General features: G+C 71.2%; 10 protein-coding genes. 5 read left to right on the top strand and 5 right to left on the bottom strand.

Going from position 1 to position 15,488, the window contains the following annotated elements; genetic code table 11:
• The first annotated feature begins 43 nt into the window (after nt 1-43).
• Entirely contained in the window at nt 44-3,196 is a 3,153-nt protein-coding gene (locus tag M8542_RS01865) for a SpvB/TcaC N-terminal domain-containing protein (RefSeq protein WP_257918190.1), read from the top strand.
• A 63-nt stretch (nt 3,197-3,259) separates the two neighbouring features.
• Here the strand turns inward: M8542_RS01865 and M8542_RS01860 are convergent, their stop codons facing one another.
• On the bottom strand, nt 3,260-4,141 hold the full coding sequence (locus M8542_RS01860) for a sigma-70 family RNA polymerase sigma factor (protein ID WP_257918189.1): 882 nt from the start codon (nt 4,139-4,141) through the stop codon (nt 3,260-3,262).
• A 155-nt stretch (nt 4,142-4,296) separates the two neighbouring features.
• Between M8542_RS01860 and M8542_RS01855 the strand changes: the two genes are divergently transcribed.
• The gene (locus tag M8542_RS01855; protein ID WP_257918188.1) at nt 4,297-7,089 is read left to right on the top strand and encodes an alpha-L-fucosidase; all 2,793 of its coding nucleotides are present in this window, start codon (nt 4,297-4,299) and stop codon (nt 7,087-7,089) included.
• On the opposite strand, the gene M8542_RS01850 is transcribed toward M8542_RS01855, so the two are convergent.
• Nucleotides 7,078-7,698: a hypothetical protein gene (locus M8542_RS01850; RefSeq protein WP_257918187.1), complete on the bottom strand. Its 621-nt coding sequence runs from the start codon at nt 7,696-7,698 to the stop codon at nt 7,078-7,080. The genes M8542_RS01855 and M8542_RS01850 overlap by 12 nt on opposite strands.
• Before the next feature lie 67 nt (nt 7,699-7,765).
• Between M8542_RS01850 and M8542_RS01845 the strand changes: the two genes are divergently transcribed.
• Entirely contained in the window at nt 7,766-8,941 is a 1,176-nt protein-coding gene (locus tag M8542_RS01845; RefSeq protein WP_257918186.1) for a DUF2716 domain-containing protein, read from the top strand.
• Here M8542_RS01845 and M8542_RS01840 read toward each other — a convergent pair.
• Complete coding sequence (locus M8542_RS01840; RefSeq protein ID WP_257918185.1) at nt 8,930-10,162, bottom strand: S53 family peptidase; 1,233 nt, start codon at nt 10,160-10,162, stop codon at nt 8,930-8,932. The two genes, M8542_RS01845 and M8542_RS01840, sit on opposite strands and share 12 nt — an antisense overlap.
• Before the next feature lie 267 nt (nt 10,163-10,429).
• On the opposite strand from M8542_RS01840, the gene M8542_RS01835 reads away from it, so the two are divergent.
• Entirely contained in the window at nt 10,430-12,754 is a 2,325-nt protein-coding gene (locus tag M8542_RS01835) for a chitobiase/beta-hexosaminidase C-terminal domain-containing protein (RefSeq protein ID WP_257918184.1), read from the top strand.
• 72 nt (nt 12,755-12,826) lie between these two features.
• Here the strand turns inward: M8542_RS01835 and M8542_RS01830 are convergent, their stop codons facing one another.
• Complete coding sequence (locus M8542_RS01830) at nt 12,827-13,792, bottom strand: erythromycin esterase family protein (RefSeq protein WP_257918183.1); 966 nt, start codon at nt 13,790-13,792, stop codon at nt 12,827-12,829.
• Between the two features lie 29 nt (nt 13,793-13,821).
• Between M8542_RS01830 and M8542_RS01825 the strand changes: the two genes are divergently transcribed.
• Nucleotides 13,822-14,508, top strand: a complete 687-nt coding sequence (locus tag M8542_RS01825; protein WP_257918182.1) for a TioE family transcriptional regulator — start codon at nt 13,822-13,824, stop codon at nt 14,506-14,508.
• On the opposite strand, the gene M8542_RS01820 is transcribed toward M8542_RS01825, so the two are convergent.
• Nucleotides 14,497-15,351, bottom strand: coding sequence for an ion transporter (locus M8542_RS01820; protein WP_257918181.1), 855 nt, complete (start codon nt 15,349-15,351; stop codon nt 14,497-14,499). The genes M8542_RS01825 and M8542_RS01820 overlap by 12 nt on opposite strands.
• Nucleotides 15,352-15,488: the final 137 nt, after the last annotated feature.

Below are 15,488 nucleotides of genomic sequence, written 5' to 3'. Positions count from 1 at the left end.
CTGGCCGCCGAGAGGTCACGAACCCGAGTCGGGGGAGATCAGCATGGTTCCGCTCCGGTCGAGCGCGCAGGAGGCAGGCCGTCCCGCCCCCGTCCGGGGACTGGGTGGCGCGTTCACCCCGGAACCCGCCACCGGCGGCGGCAGCTTCACGGTGCCGCTCGACCTGCCGCCCGGCCCCGGCGGCAGCGCGCCCGCGCTGGCACTGCGTTACACCACCGGCGCGCCGAACAGCCCGTTCGGCGGCGGGTTCGCGCTGCCGCTGCCGCACGTCCGGCTGCAGGCCGGGCGCGCGCGCTCGGGTGCCGAGGGCCGGCTCACCCGCCGGGGCGACGGCTTCCTGCTGACCACCCGATCGGGGCTCCGGCACTTCCTCGGCCCGGCCGAGGGCGGCGGTGTGGCCTGCTACCTCGACCGGACCGAGGACCCGTTCGGCGACACGGCGGTGTTCGGCTGGGCGCACCACAGCGGGCAGGCGTATCTCGCGAAGGTCGCTTATGGACCGTACGAAGTGGACTTCTCCTACGAGCCGCGGCCGGACGTGCTGCGCTGGGGCCGCGGCGGCACCCTCGTCACGACGGCGTTGCGCTGCACCCGGATCGAGCTGCTGGTCCCGGGCACCCCGCGGCCGCTGGTCCGCCGGTGGCGGCTGGGCTACGACGAGGACGACGTCACCGGCGCCTCGCTGCTGTCGTCGGTCGCGCTCACCGGGTTCGACGCGCACGGCGCCGAACTGGCCGCGCCGGTGCTGCGGCTGGCCTACGCCCGCACCGAACCGCCGGCGCCGCAACGGGTCCAGCTCGCCGCGAAGGCCCGGTCCGGCGGCGGCGTGCTGCTGCTCGACACCGACCCGATGCCCCACCACTCGCTCGCGGCCGGCGACCTTCCGCGGGCCGGCGGGCTGAGCGAGATCGACAACGGGCTCGGGCTGCTCACGTCGGTCGAGTACGAGACCGTCGAGACGCTGCCGGTGGTCCGGCGCGTCTCGCGGCGCGAGGCGGTCACCGGACAGCTGGGCGTGACCGAGCTCGAGTACCACGACAGCCGGGGCGCCGGCTTCGGCCGGGTCGTCCAGGACGACCTCGGCGACGAGTACGCGCCGACGCTGCGGACCATCCGCTGGTTCGGCGACGGCGGGCTCCTCGACCGGGAAGAGGTCTACGGTCTCGACGGCTCGGCCGAGCAGGACCGGCCGTACCGCCGGGTGACGCACTCCCGACGTCCACAGTGGACACGTTCGGTCACCACCGTGTTCGAGCGCCGGGAGCGGCCGGTGTCGGTGACCACGACCGAGACCCGGTTCGACGCCGCCGGGAACCCCGCGCGGGCGGTCGTGACGACCGAGCGGCCCGGGCACGCGCCGGTCGTCCGCGAGACGCACACGACGTACGCGACCGACCCGGACCACCGCTTCACCGCGTTGCCATCCCGAATCCGCGAGCTCGACGGCGCCGGAAAAGTGTTGTCCGACAAGCTGTTCCGCTACGACGAACGCCCGGACGGCGGCGCCGGCTCGCACGGCCTGCTCACCGCGCGCGAGGAGCTGGTGCTCACCGACGCGCTCGCCGCCGACGTCTACGGCCCGATGCCGCCGGACTTCCGCCACCACGGCTACCACCGCCGTCCCGGCGAGGACGGCTGGTGGGTCACGACGTTCCACGGGCGGCTCGACACCGTCACCGGTCTGCGCACGACGACGACCACGCCGCTCGGGCACCTGCACGAGGTGCGATACTCGGCCGACCGCTGCTTCCCCGAGGTCGCCACGGACCCGCTCGGGAACGTGACGGTCACGCGCCACGACGTCCGCACGGCGCGGGTGTGCGAGGTGACCGACCCGGCGGGCGCGGTGACGACGGTGACCCACGATGCGCTGGGCCGGCCCGAAACCGTCGTCCGGCCGGGTGACACGGCGGACCTGCCGACCGTCCGGCACCGCTACGACCGGACGCGGGTGACCACCGAGCAGCGGGCGGTGTCGGGCGAGGCCGAGGTGCTGGTGACGACCGAGGTCCGCGACGGCGACGGCCGGCTGCTGGAGCGCCGGCACGCCGAGCTGCTCGGCGACGTCGTCGACGAGCACCACGAGTACTGCGCACGCGGGCTGGTCTGCCGGACGAGCCGGGCGTTCCGCGACGGCGGGCCGCGGTCCGAGCCGGCGGAGTTCCGCTACGACGCGCTCGGTCGTCCACTCGGGACGTCCACTTCGGACACTTCGGGCACTTCGGCGCCGGGTGTCCGCGACCTGCTCGGCCGGGAGCTGCGCGGTGCGGATGGCGTCGTGCACGCGCTGGACGCCGGCGGCAACCCGGTGGAGTCGCGGACCGCGGGCGGGCACACGGTGTACCGCGTGCACGACGCGAACGACCGGGTGGTGGCGGTGCTGGTCGACGACCCGGGCGGCACGCCGGTCACGACGTTCACCTACCACGACGGCGGGCTCCCGCTGCCGCTCGAAGCGGGCCCGCACAGCTGCGGGCGGCTGGTGCGCGTCGCCGACGAGTCGGGCGTGACGCTGTTCGGCTACGACGCGCTCGGCAACCCGGCGGGCAAGCGCTGGCGCCCGGCGCACGTGGCCGTCGAGTACCGGCTGGACGTGGTGCGCCGTGCGGACGGCCGGCTGTCGGAGGTGACCTACCCTGACGCCGGCGACGGCCGGCTGACGGTGCGGCACCAGTACGACGAGGTCGGCCGGCTGGTGAGCGTGCCGGGGTTCGTGGACGCGGTCCAGTACGACCTGCTCGGCCGCCGCACGGCGGTGCACTACGAGAACGGCGTGAGCGAGCACTTCGCGCCGGACCACGTGGTGACGGGACCGGGCGGGCTGCTGCACGTGGTCGGGCCGGGGCTGCCGAAGGCGCCGGAACGGTTGCCGGGCAGCGAAATCCGCGACGCGTTCGGCCGCCTGCGCGGCGTCCACGGCGACGACGGGGTGAACGCGCTGTACGGCTACGACCACACGGGCCGCCGCGTCCGGACGCTGATCACGAACGGCACGCAGATCCGCGAAGTCCTGACCCCGGACGAGCTGTACGCGCTGGAGGACGGCGAGCTGGTGATCGTGGTGGCGGGCACGGTCCGCCACCACGCGGACGGCCACCGCGAGTACCTCCACTTCGACGACCGCGCGGAGATCGCGCTGGTCACCGACGAGACCGGCGCGGTCGTCAAGCGCCCCAATGTGGCCTTCGGTGCGTGAGACGCACCCAATGTGGCCTTCGGTGCGTCAGACGCAACCAAGGCCACATTGGGGCGCTTGAGATCAGTCCAGGACTGCCAGGTCCAGGTGCTCCAGGCGGGCCGGGTCCGCCAGGATGTCGATCTCCACGATGCGGCCGCTCGCCACCGTGAAGCCCAGCACCGAGAACGGGCGGCCTTCGCGGGTCGCCACCACGCCCGCCGCGCCGTTGACCAGGGCCCGGCGCACCACGCCGCCGCCCGCGCCCAGGCGGGAGAACGTCAGGGCCTGGCCCGCGACCGCCGCCGCGCCGCGCACCTCCACCGAGCCGCCCGCCGACGGGCCGCGGTCCGCGCGCAGCACGACCTCCGGGTCCAGCACCGACACCAGCGCCTCGAAGTCGCCGCCGCGGGCCGCGGCCAGGAAGGCGTCGACGACTTCGCGTTGCCGGGCGAGGTCCGGGTCCGGCGCCACCGGCGCGCCCTGCACCCGCCGCCGGGCGCGGCTCGCCAGCTGCCGGGTCGCCGCCTCCGAGCGGCCGACGATCGACGCGATCTCGCCGAATGGCATCGCGAACATGTCCCGCAGCACGAACGCCAGCCGCTCGCCGGGGGTGAGCGTGTCGAGCACGACCAGCAGCGCGAGCCCGACCGAGTCCGCCATCAGCGCTTCGTGCTCAGGGCCGGCCTCTTCGCGGCTGATGATCGGGTCCGGCACCAGGACGTCCCACGACTCCTCGCGCCGGGCCTTGCGCGAGCGCAGCATGTCGAGGCAGACCCGCCCGACGACCGTCGTCAGCCAGCCGCCGAGGTTTTCGACGGCGGCCGAGTCGCTCCGGCTCAGCCGCAGCCACGACTCCTGGACGGCGTCCTCGGCCTCGGTCAGCGACCCCAGCATCCGGTAGGCGACGGACCGCAGGTGGTCACGGTGGGTCTCGAAGCTGCGGGCCAGCAGGTCGTCGGTCACGGGGTCGTCCTTTCGCGGAGCGGTCACCACCTTGACGCGGCCTACGACGAAGATGTGACAGATCGGACGACTGTATCCCGCTGATCGGCATCTTTCCTTGACGTACGATATATGACAGCACAATCATCGGACCTCTCCGGACGAAGGAGTGGCCCATGAGAGTCCGTGCCTGCCTCGCCGCGGTCGTCGTGCTGCTGGCGACCCTGGTCACCCCCGCACACGCCGAGCTGTTCAACCCGCGCCAGGACTGGCTGCGCGCGTCGACGGCCGGGCTGTTCCTGCACTGGGGCATGTTCACCGCGCCGCGGCACACCGACTGCGCCGCCTGGGAGCACGACGTCACCGCCGGCGGCTGGACGCCGGACTACTGGATCGACGAGGCGACGAAGCTCGGCGCGTCCTACGTCGTGCTCACCACCTTCCACAGCCGCCTGGGTTACGCGCGGCCGTGGCCGTCGAAGATCCCGGGCAGCTGCTCGACCCAGCGCGACTTCCTCGGCGAGCTGATCGCCGCGGGCCAGGCCAAGGGCGTCCGCGTCATGCTCTACATGACCGACGATCCCCAGTGGCACAACGAAACCGGCCACGAGTCGCTCGACTCGGCCGCCTACTCCGCCTACAAGGGCCACCCGGTCGACCTGACGACGCGGCCCGGCTTCGGCGAGTTCAGCTACGACCTGTTCGACGAGGTCATGGACCGCTATGCCGGCCTCGCCGGGTTCTGGATCGACAACGACAACGAGTACTGGGAGCAGCACGGGCTCTACGAGCACATCCGCGAGAAGCGGCCGTCCTGGCTGCTGAGCAACAACAACGAAGACACGCCGATCATGGACACGGTCAGCAACGAGCAGAAGACCGGCATGACCCCGTCCTACGACTACCCCCAGGCGATCTACACGCCGATGCCGCGGCTCACCGAGGCCGACTACAAGCTGCCGACCAACGGCGACTGGTGGTACAGCGGCGGCGACCAGGCCGTCGACGTCCGGCTCTCCACCGGCCGCTACATCACGAACGCGGGCTCGTCGATCAAGTCGCTGATGGCCGAAACCGCCATGCTGAACGGGAAGTTCCCGCCGCAGCAGGAAGCGTTCAACAACTTCATGGCGTCCTGGACGCAGCCGATCAAGAAGACGCTGACCGGCACCGAGGGCGGCGGCTACATGTACGGCGGGATGCAGCCGGGCTTCTGGAACGACGGCGCGCACGGCGTCATCACCGTGCAGGGGAAGACGCAGTACGTCCACGTCGTCACGAGGCCGTCGACGAACCTGGTCCGCCTGCGCGACAACGGCTACCGCGTCACCGGAGTGTCCGATGTGCGCACCGGCAAGCCGATGCGCTTCGCCCAGTCCGGCGGCTATCTATCCATTTTGGACATCAAGGACTGGGACCTCTACGACACGGTGTTCGAAGTGGACACCGCCGGGCAGCAGTACTTCTACGACAAGAGCCTGATCAAGGCGACCGCGTCGGCGAACGCGTCCTCGGCGGCGAACCTCGTCGACGGCAGCTACCTGAACTACTGGGACGCGGGTGGGCAGCAGCCGGTGTCGGTGACGCTGGACCTCGGCAAGAAGCGGTCCACGGCCTACCTGGCCGTGCACGAGCGCGAGTCGTCGCCGACGGCCGCCCGGGAGTCCTTCGGCCGTGCCGAGGATTCCGCGCGGATCAAGGACTACCGGGTCCACGCCAGCGACGACGGGAAGACCTGGCGCACGGTGCGCACCGGCGCCCTGCCGAGCACCCGTGGCGTCCAGTTCATCGACGTCGGCGAGGTGCACGCGCGGTACCTGCAGCTGGAAGTGCTGAACACGTGGTCCGGCCCGCAGGCCAAGCCGTTCTACCACCAGCTCGCCCTCGACGAGATCGACGTCGCCTACGGCTACCCGGACCCGCGCGGCGAGGTGCCGCTGGAGGCGGAGTCGTGGCGCAACGGCTTCGAGGGCGCGGCGACGCCGGTGTGGTGCGAGGCGTGCTCGGGCACGAACGCGGTGACCGGCCTCGACCACGGCGCGGTCGTCTTCCGGGACGTCCAGGCCGCGGGCCCGTCGCGGCTGCAGCTGGACACCGCGGGCCCGGGCACGCTCTCGGTGAGCGTGAACGGCGCCGCACCGGTCACCGTCGCGGCTCCGGGGGCGATCGCGGTGCCGACGAACGCCGGGGCCAACACCATCAAGGTGTCCGGCACGGCCGCCCTGGACCGGATCGCGGTGGCGCCGCTGCCACCCGAGTCGGCCACCCCGAAGACGACGCTGACCGTCGAACCCGCCGGTGTGCAATGGGTTTCGCCAGGGCAGCAAGTCTTGAAGATCACCGCCTCGCTGCGGCTCGACGTCGACGACCCGGTCGACCAGGTGTCCCTGGCCCCGGTCGTCCCGGCGGGCTGGACGCTCCAGGGCGCGCCGGTGACCGCGGCGAACCTGCGGCTCGGCCAGGTCCTCAGTGGATCGTGGACGGTGACCGCCCCGGCGGCCCAGGACGTCACCATCCCGGTGACGGCGAACTTCACGACGCTCGGGCGGGCGAAGTCGGTCAGCAAACCGGTGCCGGTGCGGCAGCGGCCGGCCGATCGCGTGTTCATGCGCGAGGCGGAGGATTCGGCGAACGACATCGGCGACGCCGGTGTCACGAGCTGCTCGCCTTGCTCGGGCGGGCAGAAGGTGCGCAACATCGGGCCGGGCGCGGCGGTGACGTTCCCCGGCGTGCTGGTTCCGGCGGGCGGTCAGTACCGGCTCTACCTGGACTTCACCGTCAACGGCGACCGGTCGTACTTCGTGTCGGTGAACGGCGGCGCGCCGGTGGAGGTGAAGGTCAGCGGCGTCGGGAACAACACCCCGTACACCACTTCGGTCCCGGTGACGCTGACCGCGGGCGCCAACACGATCCGGATCGGCAACGACCGGGCCGGCGCGCCGGATCTGGACCGGATTTCACTGGGTTAGCTCGCGCAGCACCCGGGCCGGGTCGATGGCGACGGCCGGGCCCGGGTCTTCGCCGGCCGCACTCCAGGCGACGGAGACCCACAGCTCGGCGTAGTCCCCGCGCTCGACGCCGGGCAGCTGCCAGGTGAGCCGCGCACCGTCGAGCTCGACGGCGCCGGCCAGCTCCCCCGACCAGTACGGCGGCACGTGCCGCCCTTCCCGGGAACACCGGCGCAGCTCCTCGACGCCGGGGCCGCCGACGCTCACCACGGCATCGGCGGTCTTGGCGGTGAAAGCGCCTTCGCCGGCCTCGACGTCCTCGGGTGCCCCGCCGAGCTCGGCCTGGACGACGAACTCGCTGAGCGCTTCCCGCGCCAGCACCCGGAAGACGACGGTCTCGCGGGTGATCCCGGGCTGCTCAGGGGCGGTGGCCCCGGAGAGCACGTCGAGCCGGACGGACTGGTGGCGCCACCGGCACAGCCGCGCGCCGGAGCCGAGCCCCCAGGTGTGTTCGGGTCTCGCGGGCACGTCCCAGCCACTGACGCGCACGGCGAACCGCACCTCACCGACCGGGGTGACGACGTCGAGGGCCCGCGGCGGAGTCCGCGACAGGACTTCGGTGTCCAGCATGCAGTCATCGTTACCCCGCGGCGGGGGCCCGCAAGCGAAGGTCACCCGTCCGTGGAAGATCGGGCGCATGGAAGAGGCACTGAACCGGCTGCGCACCTGGGTGCCGGAGTTGCCGCCGGTGGGTGCGGTGATCGAGCGGGACGGACCGGTCGTCCGGACCCACTACGGCACCCACGGCGAGGTGAGCCACGGGCCGTTGCCCGAGAGCGACCTCGACGCGCTCGTCGCCCGGCAGGTCGAGGCGTTCGCCCGCCGGAACGAGCCGGTGCTGTGGCCGGTGTACGGCTACGACACCGGGCTTTCCGAGCGCCTGCGCGATGCGGGCTTCACGGCCGAGCCGGCGCGCGCGGTGCTGGTCCGTCCGATCGGGACGGAGCCGGTGGACTGGCCCGACCGGGTCGAGGAGGTGTGGCTCCACGCCCGGTCCGCGGCGACCGGGCCCCACCGCCGCCCGTACGCCGAGTTCGCCGCCGACGGGAGCCACCTGGACCGCTCGGCCGAAGTCGCGTCCGACGCGGCCGGGAACGTCGCGTGGGGCCGGGCGGTCGATGAGTTCATGGTGCTCGACGGTGTCACCGGCCCCGGGTTCGCGGCCGCGCTGGCCGCCCGGGACTGGCGCAACCCGCAGCGTCCTGCCTTATGGCGCCACCCGGACGTGCGGTACTTGCTCGTCGAGGCCACCGGCGACCTGCGAGCCGCGTTCGAAGCGGCCGGCATGCGCGCGGTCACCACGGTCACCCGCTTCCACCGGCCGTCTCCCGGCGAGCCCGCGCGCACCCGCCCGGTGCGGCAGCTGTCCGCCGAACCGGAGCACGACGAGATCTGGGCGCGGTTCCGCGAACGGTTCGCCTTCCGGCCCGACACGAGAGTGTTCCCCGGCATCACCGAACCGCCGGGCTCGGCGACCTGGCGCGTCGGCGACCTCGACGACGCCCGGCTGGACGCCCTCTCCGAAATCGTCCACAAGGGACTCCGCGCCATCGGCGAGGAACTCTACTGGCTCGACTGGCAGCACGTCGGCTACCGCTTCGACCCGGCTCGGGTCGGCGGCGCCGGACCGCGGTGGCCCGGCGCCGTCTTCCCGGACGGTGACTACTTCGGCTACCTCACGTCAGACCTCCGCCTGGGCACCTTCGGGCACCCGTGGGAAGAAACGGTCTGCGTGTGGGGCGAGCTCCGGACGCGGATCGACGTCGAGCTGACCGCCGCGATCGGAGCGCCGCTCCGGCGGTCAGAACCCTGACGTGCCGTTCGGCGTGCCCAGCCCGGTCGGCCCGTCGTAGCCGGGGCCGGCCGTGCAGAGGTACGTGCCGCCGCAGCTGCCGTTCGAGCCGGACGTCACGTCGTTGAGCCCGCCGGTGTGGGCGTACGGGTACGACCCCGACGTCACCGAGTTGCCCGCCAGCGCGTACACGCTCGCGATCACCGGCGACGACAGGCTCGTGCCGCCGACCTGCACCCAGCCGTCCGCGCCCTGCGCGAGGCCCAGCGACAGCAGCAGGTCGCAGAACGACGAGCTGCCGCAGCTGTTGTACGTGTCGTACACGCCGAGGCCGGTGGCCGGGTCCGCGACCGCCGAGACGTCCGCGACCGTCCGCTTCGCGCACGCCGTGTCGTGCTGCCACGACGGTTTCGCCTCGAGGGTGGAACAGCCGCTGCCGCTGCCCTTCCACGTCGTTTCGGTCCAGCCGCGCGAGGTGCTCGCCGACTTCTTCAACGTCGTGCCACCCACCGCCGTGACGTACGGCGAGGACGCCGGCCAGCTCACGCCGTAGCCCGAGTCGCCCGAAGACGCCGTCACCGCGATGCCCGGGTGGTTCAGGTGCGCGTCCGCGGCGAGGATCGTCGAGTCCTCGGTGCCGCCGTAGCTGTTGGAGATCGCCACCACGCCCGGCGTCGCCGCGGCCGTGTCGACCGCCGTCATCAGCGGGTCGGTGTCCGGGGAGTCGGCCTCCACCAACAGGATCTTGCAGTCCGGGCAGGTCGCCGACACCGCGTCGAGGTCGAGGCTGATCTCCTCGGCCCAGCCGTAGTCGGGCGCGGGCAGGGGGCTCGCCGCGCCGTTCTGGTTGACCTTCTTGAAGCAGCCGTTGGCCGTCGTGCACGGCGAAAGTCCCCGCGCGGCGCGGAACTTCGCCAGGTCCGCCTCCGCCGTCGGGGCGTCCTGAGCGTCCACAATGGCCACGGTCTTGCCGTTCGAGTGCAGCCCACCGAGGTTGTACGCGGCCTGGATCTCGGCCGGCCCGTAGCCGACCGGGGTGGCGTTGAGCAGCGGGCCGTTGCCCTTCGGGGACCGGATCGCCTTGCCGAGGCAGTGCAGCTTCCCGGAGTTGGCACAGCCGAAGTTGACGACACCGCCGCTCGTCAACGGGGCAGCGGAGGCGGGGACGGCGGCGGCGACCGAAAGCGGAGCCGCCACGAGACAGAAGACGATGAGAGATCGGAACAGCCGCGAACGGGCCATGCTACTCCTCGGTAGGGGGACCGGGTGTGGCACGGGATCGTCGCATGTCACTCGTTCGTGGTCACCCGCTTGACGGGTGTTTCTCGGTTCAGTCATTCGCCCACCGCGCACTCAACCAGACAAGTGGTCACGAACTCCCTCACCCGGTCGAGCTATTGGTCCAGACAAATGTTATGCAAAAGTGACTTTTGACCCGCTGATCGGGAGCTACTTTGTTGTGACTCGCAACAAATGCTCGTGGATCCCCAACGGCGGAGGTGTCACGGCGTGAACCGGACCTTGGACAAGCTTCGACGACGCGGCCCGAGGCTCGCGCTCGTCGCATCCGCGCTGCTGGTGGCGGCCGGGCTCAGTGCCCCCGCCGCGCTCGCCGCGGACGACTACACCCAGAGCGTCACGCAGCTGAGCTCGACGCAGCTGCAGCTCAACTTCACCCCGACCACCCCGGCGCTGTACGTGGACGTCCACTACACCGGCGTGCCGGGTGTCGGCCAGCAGAACGTGCGGATGGTCAACGGCTCCGGCACCTGGCGGACCACCGTCAGCGGCCTGAGCACCGGGAACACGCTCGACTACTGGTTCACCTACGAGAAGAGCGGGCCGCAGTACGACACCCCGCACTTCAGCTACACCGTGGGCGGCAGCTCGACGACGGTCGCGGCGCCGACGTTCAGCCCGCCCGGCGGCACCTACTCCGCCGGCCAGACGGTGACGATCAGCAGCGCCACCTCGGGCGCGACCATCCGGTACACAGTGGACGGCTCGACACCCACCGCGTCTTCGACGCTCTACAGTGGACCGATCAGCGTGCCGAACTCGCGCACGGTCAACGCGATCGCGCTCAAGTCCGGCTCGACGACGTCGGCGGTGTCCAGCGCGACCTACACGATCGGCACCCAGGCGGGCTGCCCGACGCAGTCGGACACCCCGAACTTCGGCCCGAACGTGCGGATCTTCGACCCGGGCATGTCGGCGGCGACGATCCAGGCACAGCTCGACACCGACTTCAACAACCAGAAGGACACGCTGACCGCGCAGATGGCGGACCGGCGCGTCGCGCACCTGTTCAAGCCGGGCACCTACAACAACGTGCACGACAACGTCGGCTTCTACACCTCGGTGGCCGGCCTCGGCCAGAACCCGGGTGACGTCCTGATCAACGGCGACGTCACGGTCGACGCCTTCAACGCCTCCGACAACGGCGTCGCACTGCAGAACTTCTGGCGCTCGGCGGAGAACATGGCCGTCAACCCGTCCGGCGGCAACGAGCGGTGGGCGGTCGCGCAGGCCGCGCCGTTCCGCCGGATGGACGTCCGCGGCGGGCTGCAGCTGTACCCGGCGAGCTACGGCTTCGCCAGCGGCGGCTACATCGCGGACACGAAGGTGGCCGGCCAGGCCGCGTCGGTGTCGCAGCAGCAGTGGTACACCCGCGACTCGCAGCTGGGCAGCTGGAACGGCGGCGTCTGGAACATGGTCTTCTCCGGCACCAGCGGCGCGCCGGCGACCACGTTCCCGAACCCGCCGGAGACGACGCTCGCGACGACCCCGGTCTCGCGCGACGTGCCTTACCTCTACGTCGACGGCACCGGCAAGTACCGCGTGTTCCTGCCTTCCCTGCGCACCAACGCGTCCGGCCCGAGCTGGGCGAACGGCAGCACGCCCGGCACGTCGGCGCCGATGAGCCAGTTCTACGTCGTCAAGTCCGGCGACACGGCCGCGTCGATCAACAACGCGCTCGCCGCGGGCTGCAACCTGTTCTTCACGCCGGGCGTCTACCACCTCAACCAGACGCTCAACGTGACTCGCGCGAACACGACGATCCTCGGCATCGGCTACCCGACGCTGGTGCCGGACAACGGCGTCAACGCGATGCAGGTGTCCGATGTGGACGGCGTGCGGCTCAAGGGCCTGCTCTTCGACGCCGGCACGACGAACTCGCAGGCGCTGCTCACCGTGGGCCAGTCCGGCTCGTCGGCGTCGCACGCCTCGAACCCGACGACGGTCCAGGACGTGTTCTTCCGGATCGGCGGCGCGATCGCCGGCAAGGCGACGAACAGCCTGATCGTCAACAGCGCCAACACGATCATCGACCACATCTGGGCCTGGCGCGCCGACCACGGCAACGCGGGCACGTACGGCTGGAACACGAACACGGCCGACACCGGGCTCGTGGTGAACGGCGCGAACGTGACGGCGACCGGCCTGTTCGTCGAGCACTACCAGAAGTACCAGGTGATCTGGAACGGCCAGGGCGGGAAGACGATCTTCTTCCAGAACGAGATGCCCTACGACGTGCCGAACCAGGCGTCGTGGAACGCGCCGTCCGGCGTCGCCGGGTACGCGGCCTACAAGGTGGCGTCGAACGTGACGTCACATGAGGCGTGGGGGCTCGGGAGCTACTGCTTCTTCGACACGAACCCGGCGGTGTCCAGCTACCACGCGTTCGAGGTGCCGAACACCAGCGGCGTCCGGTTCCACAGCCTGCTGTCGGTGTCGCTCAACTACCGCGGCACGATCACGCACGTCATCAACGACACCGGCGGTGTCACGCCTTCGGGCACGGTGCCGGTGAACGTGGTCAGCTACCCGTAATCGGTCTGCCGCAGCCGGTCGTGAGTGTTTAGGGCGGTTCTAACCGCCCTAAACACTCACGACCGTTGGGGTTCAGGCGACGTGCAGGATTGCGTCGGCGGCGTCGAGTAGCTCCCGGGTGAGCGGCGCGTACCGGTAATCGGCGTCCGCCCGGGTGCGGCCCGCCGGGAGTTCGGTGGTCAGCCGCCAAACGTCGGTGCCGCGCTGCAGGTGGCCTTCGTAGGTGGCGGGGTCAGGCTCGCCGAGGCCGAGGGCCTCGCTGTGGCCGAGGCTGCCGGCGATGAAGGCGTACCGGTCGCCGAGCCGCGACGCGACCATCGCCCCCGCCGCGGCCCCCAGGTGGCCGTTGTGCGCGAACACGAACGTCCGGCCCGGCTGCGAAGCGTGGATGTCCAGGAGGTTCCGGGCCATGATGACCGCGCGGGCGCCCGCGAGCCGCGCGATCCGCGTGTCCTGATCGCCGGGCAGGGCCGACGCCGCGTGGTAGCGCAGCAGGTCGAGCCCGGCGGTGGCGTGGATCCTCGCGACGCGTGCGGCCGGCTCGACGCGGGCGTCGAGGGCCATGAGCAGGTCGTCCGCGATGACACGCAGCTCCCGGGCTTCGGGTGACGCGCCCGGTGACGCGGCCGGGTCGAGGATCGCTTCGGATCGGCTCCACCGCTCGTCGTCGCCGGTCAGGGCCGCGATGTCGACGTCGATGCGCAGGAAGTCGCGGGCGTGTTCGAGGTAGGTGCGCGGGCTGGGCGCGCTGAACATCTCGGTGGGGGCGTCGAAGCCGTGGAAGGTCAGCGGCTCTTCGGCGGTCTCGTTGTACTCGCGCAGCCACGCGAGCAGCTGCTGGTTGGCGGGCAGGTCGCCGAAGCCGTGCGTGAACTCGCCGTCGAGCGCGGCGACGCGGTCGGTCTCCAGCGCGATCGAGCGGAAGCCGTGCTCGGCGAGGCGGGCGAACAGCTCGTTGCGGATGCGCGCGAAAGCCGGCTCGAAGTGCGTCGGCTCACCGAAGGCGAGCAGTTCGGCCGTGAAGTCCGTGAGGTCCATGTGGTTGAATCGTATCCTTGAACACTCGGTTGAGACCTGCTGACCTCGCCCGTGAGCACGGCATCTCCACGCAGGCGGTCCGCAACTACGAGCAGGACGGCTTCCTGCCGCCGGCCGCGCGCACCCCGAGCGGCTACCGGGTCTACACGGAAGTCCACGCGTCGGCACTGCGTGCGTTCCTCGCGCTCGTCCCGGCGTACGGGCACGCGACGGCCGGCGGAATCATGCACGCCGTCCACGGCGACGACCTCGGCCGCGCGCTGACGCTCGTCGACCGCGGCCACGAGCAGCTGCTGCGCGACCGCGAAACCCTCAACTCGGTGCGGACGGCGATCGGCGACCTGACGTCCGGGGCGCCGGAGCCGACCGCGACCGCGTGGCCGATCGGCGACCTCGCCCACCGCCTCGGCCTCACCGCGGCGACGATCCGGGCGTGGGAACGCGCCGGCATCCTGACGCCGTCACGCGACCCGGCGACCGGCTACCGGGTGTTCCGGGCGGCCGACATCCGCGACGCGGAGCTGACCCACCTCCTGCGTCGCGGCGGCTATCCGCTGGCGCACATCGCGACGGTGGTCGGCCAGGTCCGCACCGCCGGCGGCACCGAGTCCCTGGTGGACGCCATGGAGACCTGGCAGGAAAGGCTCAACGCGCGGGGCGTGGCCATGCTGACCGCGGCCGGGGTGCTCGGCGAGTACCTGCGGTCACGGCCGTGACGGCGGGTGCAGCCGGTCGTATTCGAGGGCGGCGGAGTGCTGGGTGCGGACGCGCAGGGACTTTTCCTTGTCCTCGTCGTCGACCTCGTTGAGGCCGAGCTGCACGGCCAGCCGGATCTGCTCGCGGTTGTCGCGGACGACGGTGGAGAAGAAGTCGTCGATCCGCGGGTCGAGCAGCACTTCGAGCAGCACGCGGAAGGAGGTGTCGACGACCGTCCGCACGATCTCGTCGTGGAACGGGAGCCGCTTGAGCTTCCCGAGCTGCGGGTCTTCGGCGATCTTCTCGGCGATGATCGTGCGCAGCTCTTCCTTGTTGGCGCCGAGCGACTTGGCGAGGTTTTCGGGGTAGTTGCCGGTTTCGAGCACCTTGACGACCTCATCGAGCACGGCGATGGTCACCGGCTTCTTGATGGCCTTCACGATCGGCTCGGACAGCTTGTCGACGAGCCGGTAGGTGAACTGCTCGCCGACGGCCCGGTCCGCGGCCCGCCCGATCCGGACGAGCAGCAGCACGACGCTGACGAACTTGTGCGCGGCCATGGCCGGGTGCGCGACGGGGATCATCGCGAACAGCTCGTACCAGTTGCGCACGAGGAACTTCCGGGCCCACCGGCGTTTCCGCCACCGCCACAGGAACTCGAGGAGGAACACCCCACAGATCCCGCAGTCGACGTAGAAGATGACGAGGCCGACGTCCCGCGCGGGCGGGCTGAGCACCATGAACCCCAGCAACCCGACCGACCCGGCGGCGAGGAGAAGCATGATCCAGTCATCGGCCCGCACGTTCCCGGGCAGGATCCCGCTGTTGAGCTCCGGCTCACGGGCGTCACGAAGGGTGGCCATGCCCGATGATGGCACAGCCAGACCAGCAGCACTGATCCTGCGCCCGCCACGACCCGCTACAATCAGTACCAAGAATAAATTTTGCCGTAGCTTGTGTAGCTAAATCCTCCCCCCAACAAGCTTTAACTTCCGATCAG

The sequence above is a fragment of the Amycolatopsis iheyensis genome (assembly GCF_024703995.1).
Lineage (GTDB): Bacteria > Actinomycetota > Actinomycetes > Mycobacteriales > Pseudonocardiaceae > Amycolatopsis > Amycolatopsis iheyensis.
This window is presented reverse-complemented; position numbering and strand designations above follow the sequence as displayed.

Bases quoted from the DNA above. Each gene is read 5' to 3' on its own strand.
- M8542_RS01865 (WP_257918190.1), top strand. From the start codon at position 44: ATGGTTCCGCTCCGGTCGAGCGCGCAGGAGGCAGGCCGTCCCGCCCCC.
- M8542_RS01855 (WP_257918188.1), top strand. From the start codon at position 4,297: ATGAGAGTCCGTGCCTGCCTCGCCGCGGTCGTCGTGCTGCTGGCGACC.
- M8542_RS01850 (WP_257918187.1), bottom strand. From the start codon at position 7,698: ATGCTGGACACCGAAGTCCTGTCGCGGACTCCGCCGCGGGCCCTCGAC.
- M8542_RS01845 (WP_257918186.1), top strand. From the start codon at position 7,766: ATGGAAGAGGCACTGAACCGGCTGCGCACCTGGGTGCCGGAGTTGCCG.
- M8542_RS01840 (WP_257918185.1), bottom strand. From the start codon at position 10,162: ATGGCCCGTTCGCGGCTGTTCCGATCTCTCATCGTCTTCTGTCTCGTG.
- M8542_RS01830 (WP_257918183.1), bottom strand. From the start codon at position 13,792: ATGGACCTCACGGACTTCACGGCCGAACTGCTCGCCTTCGGTGAGCCG.
- M8542_RS01820 (WP_257918181.1), bottom strand. From the start codon at position 15,351: ATGGCCACCCTTCGTGACGCCCGTGAGCCGGAGCTCAACAGCGGGATC.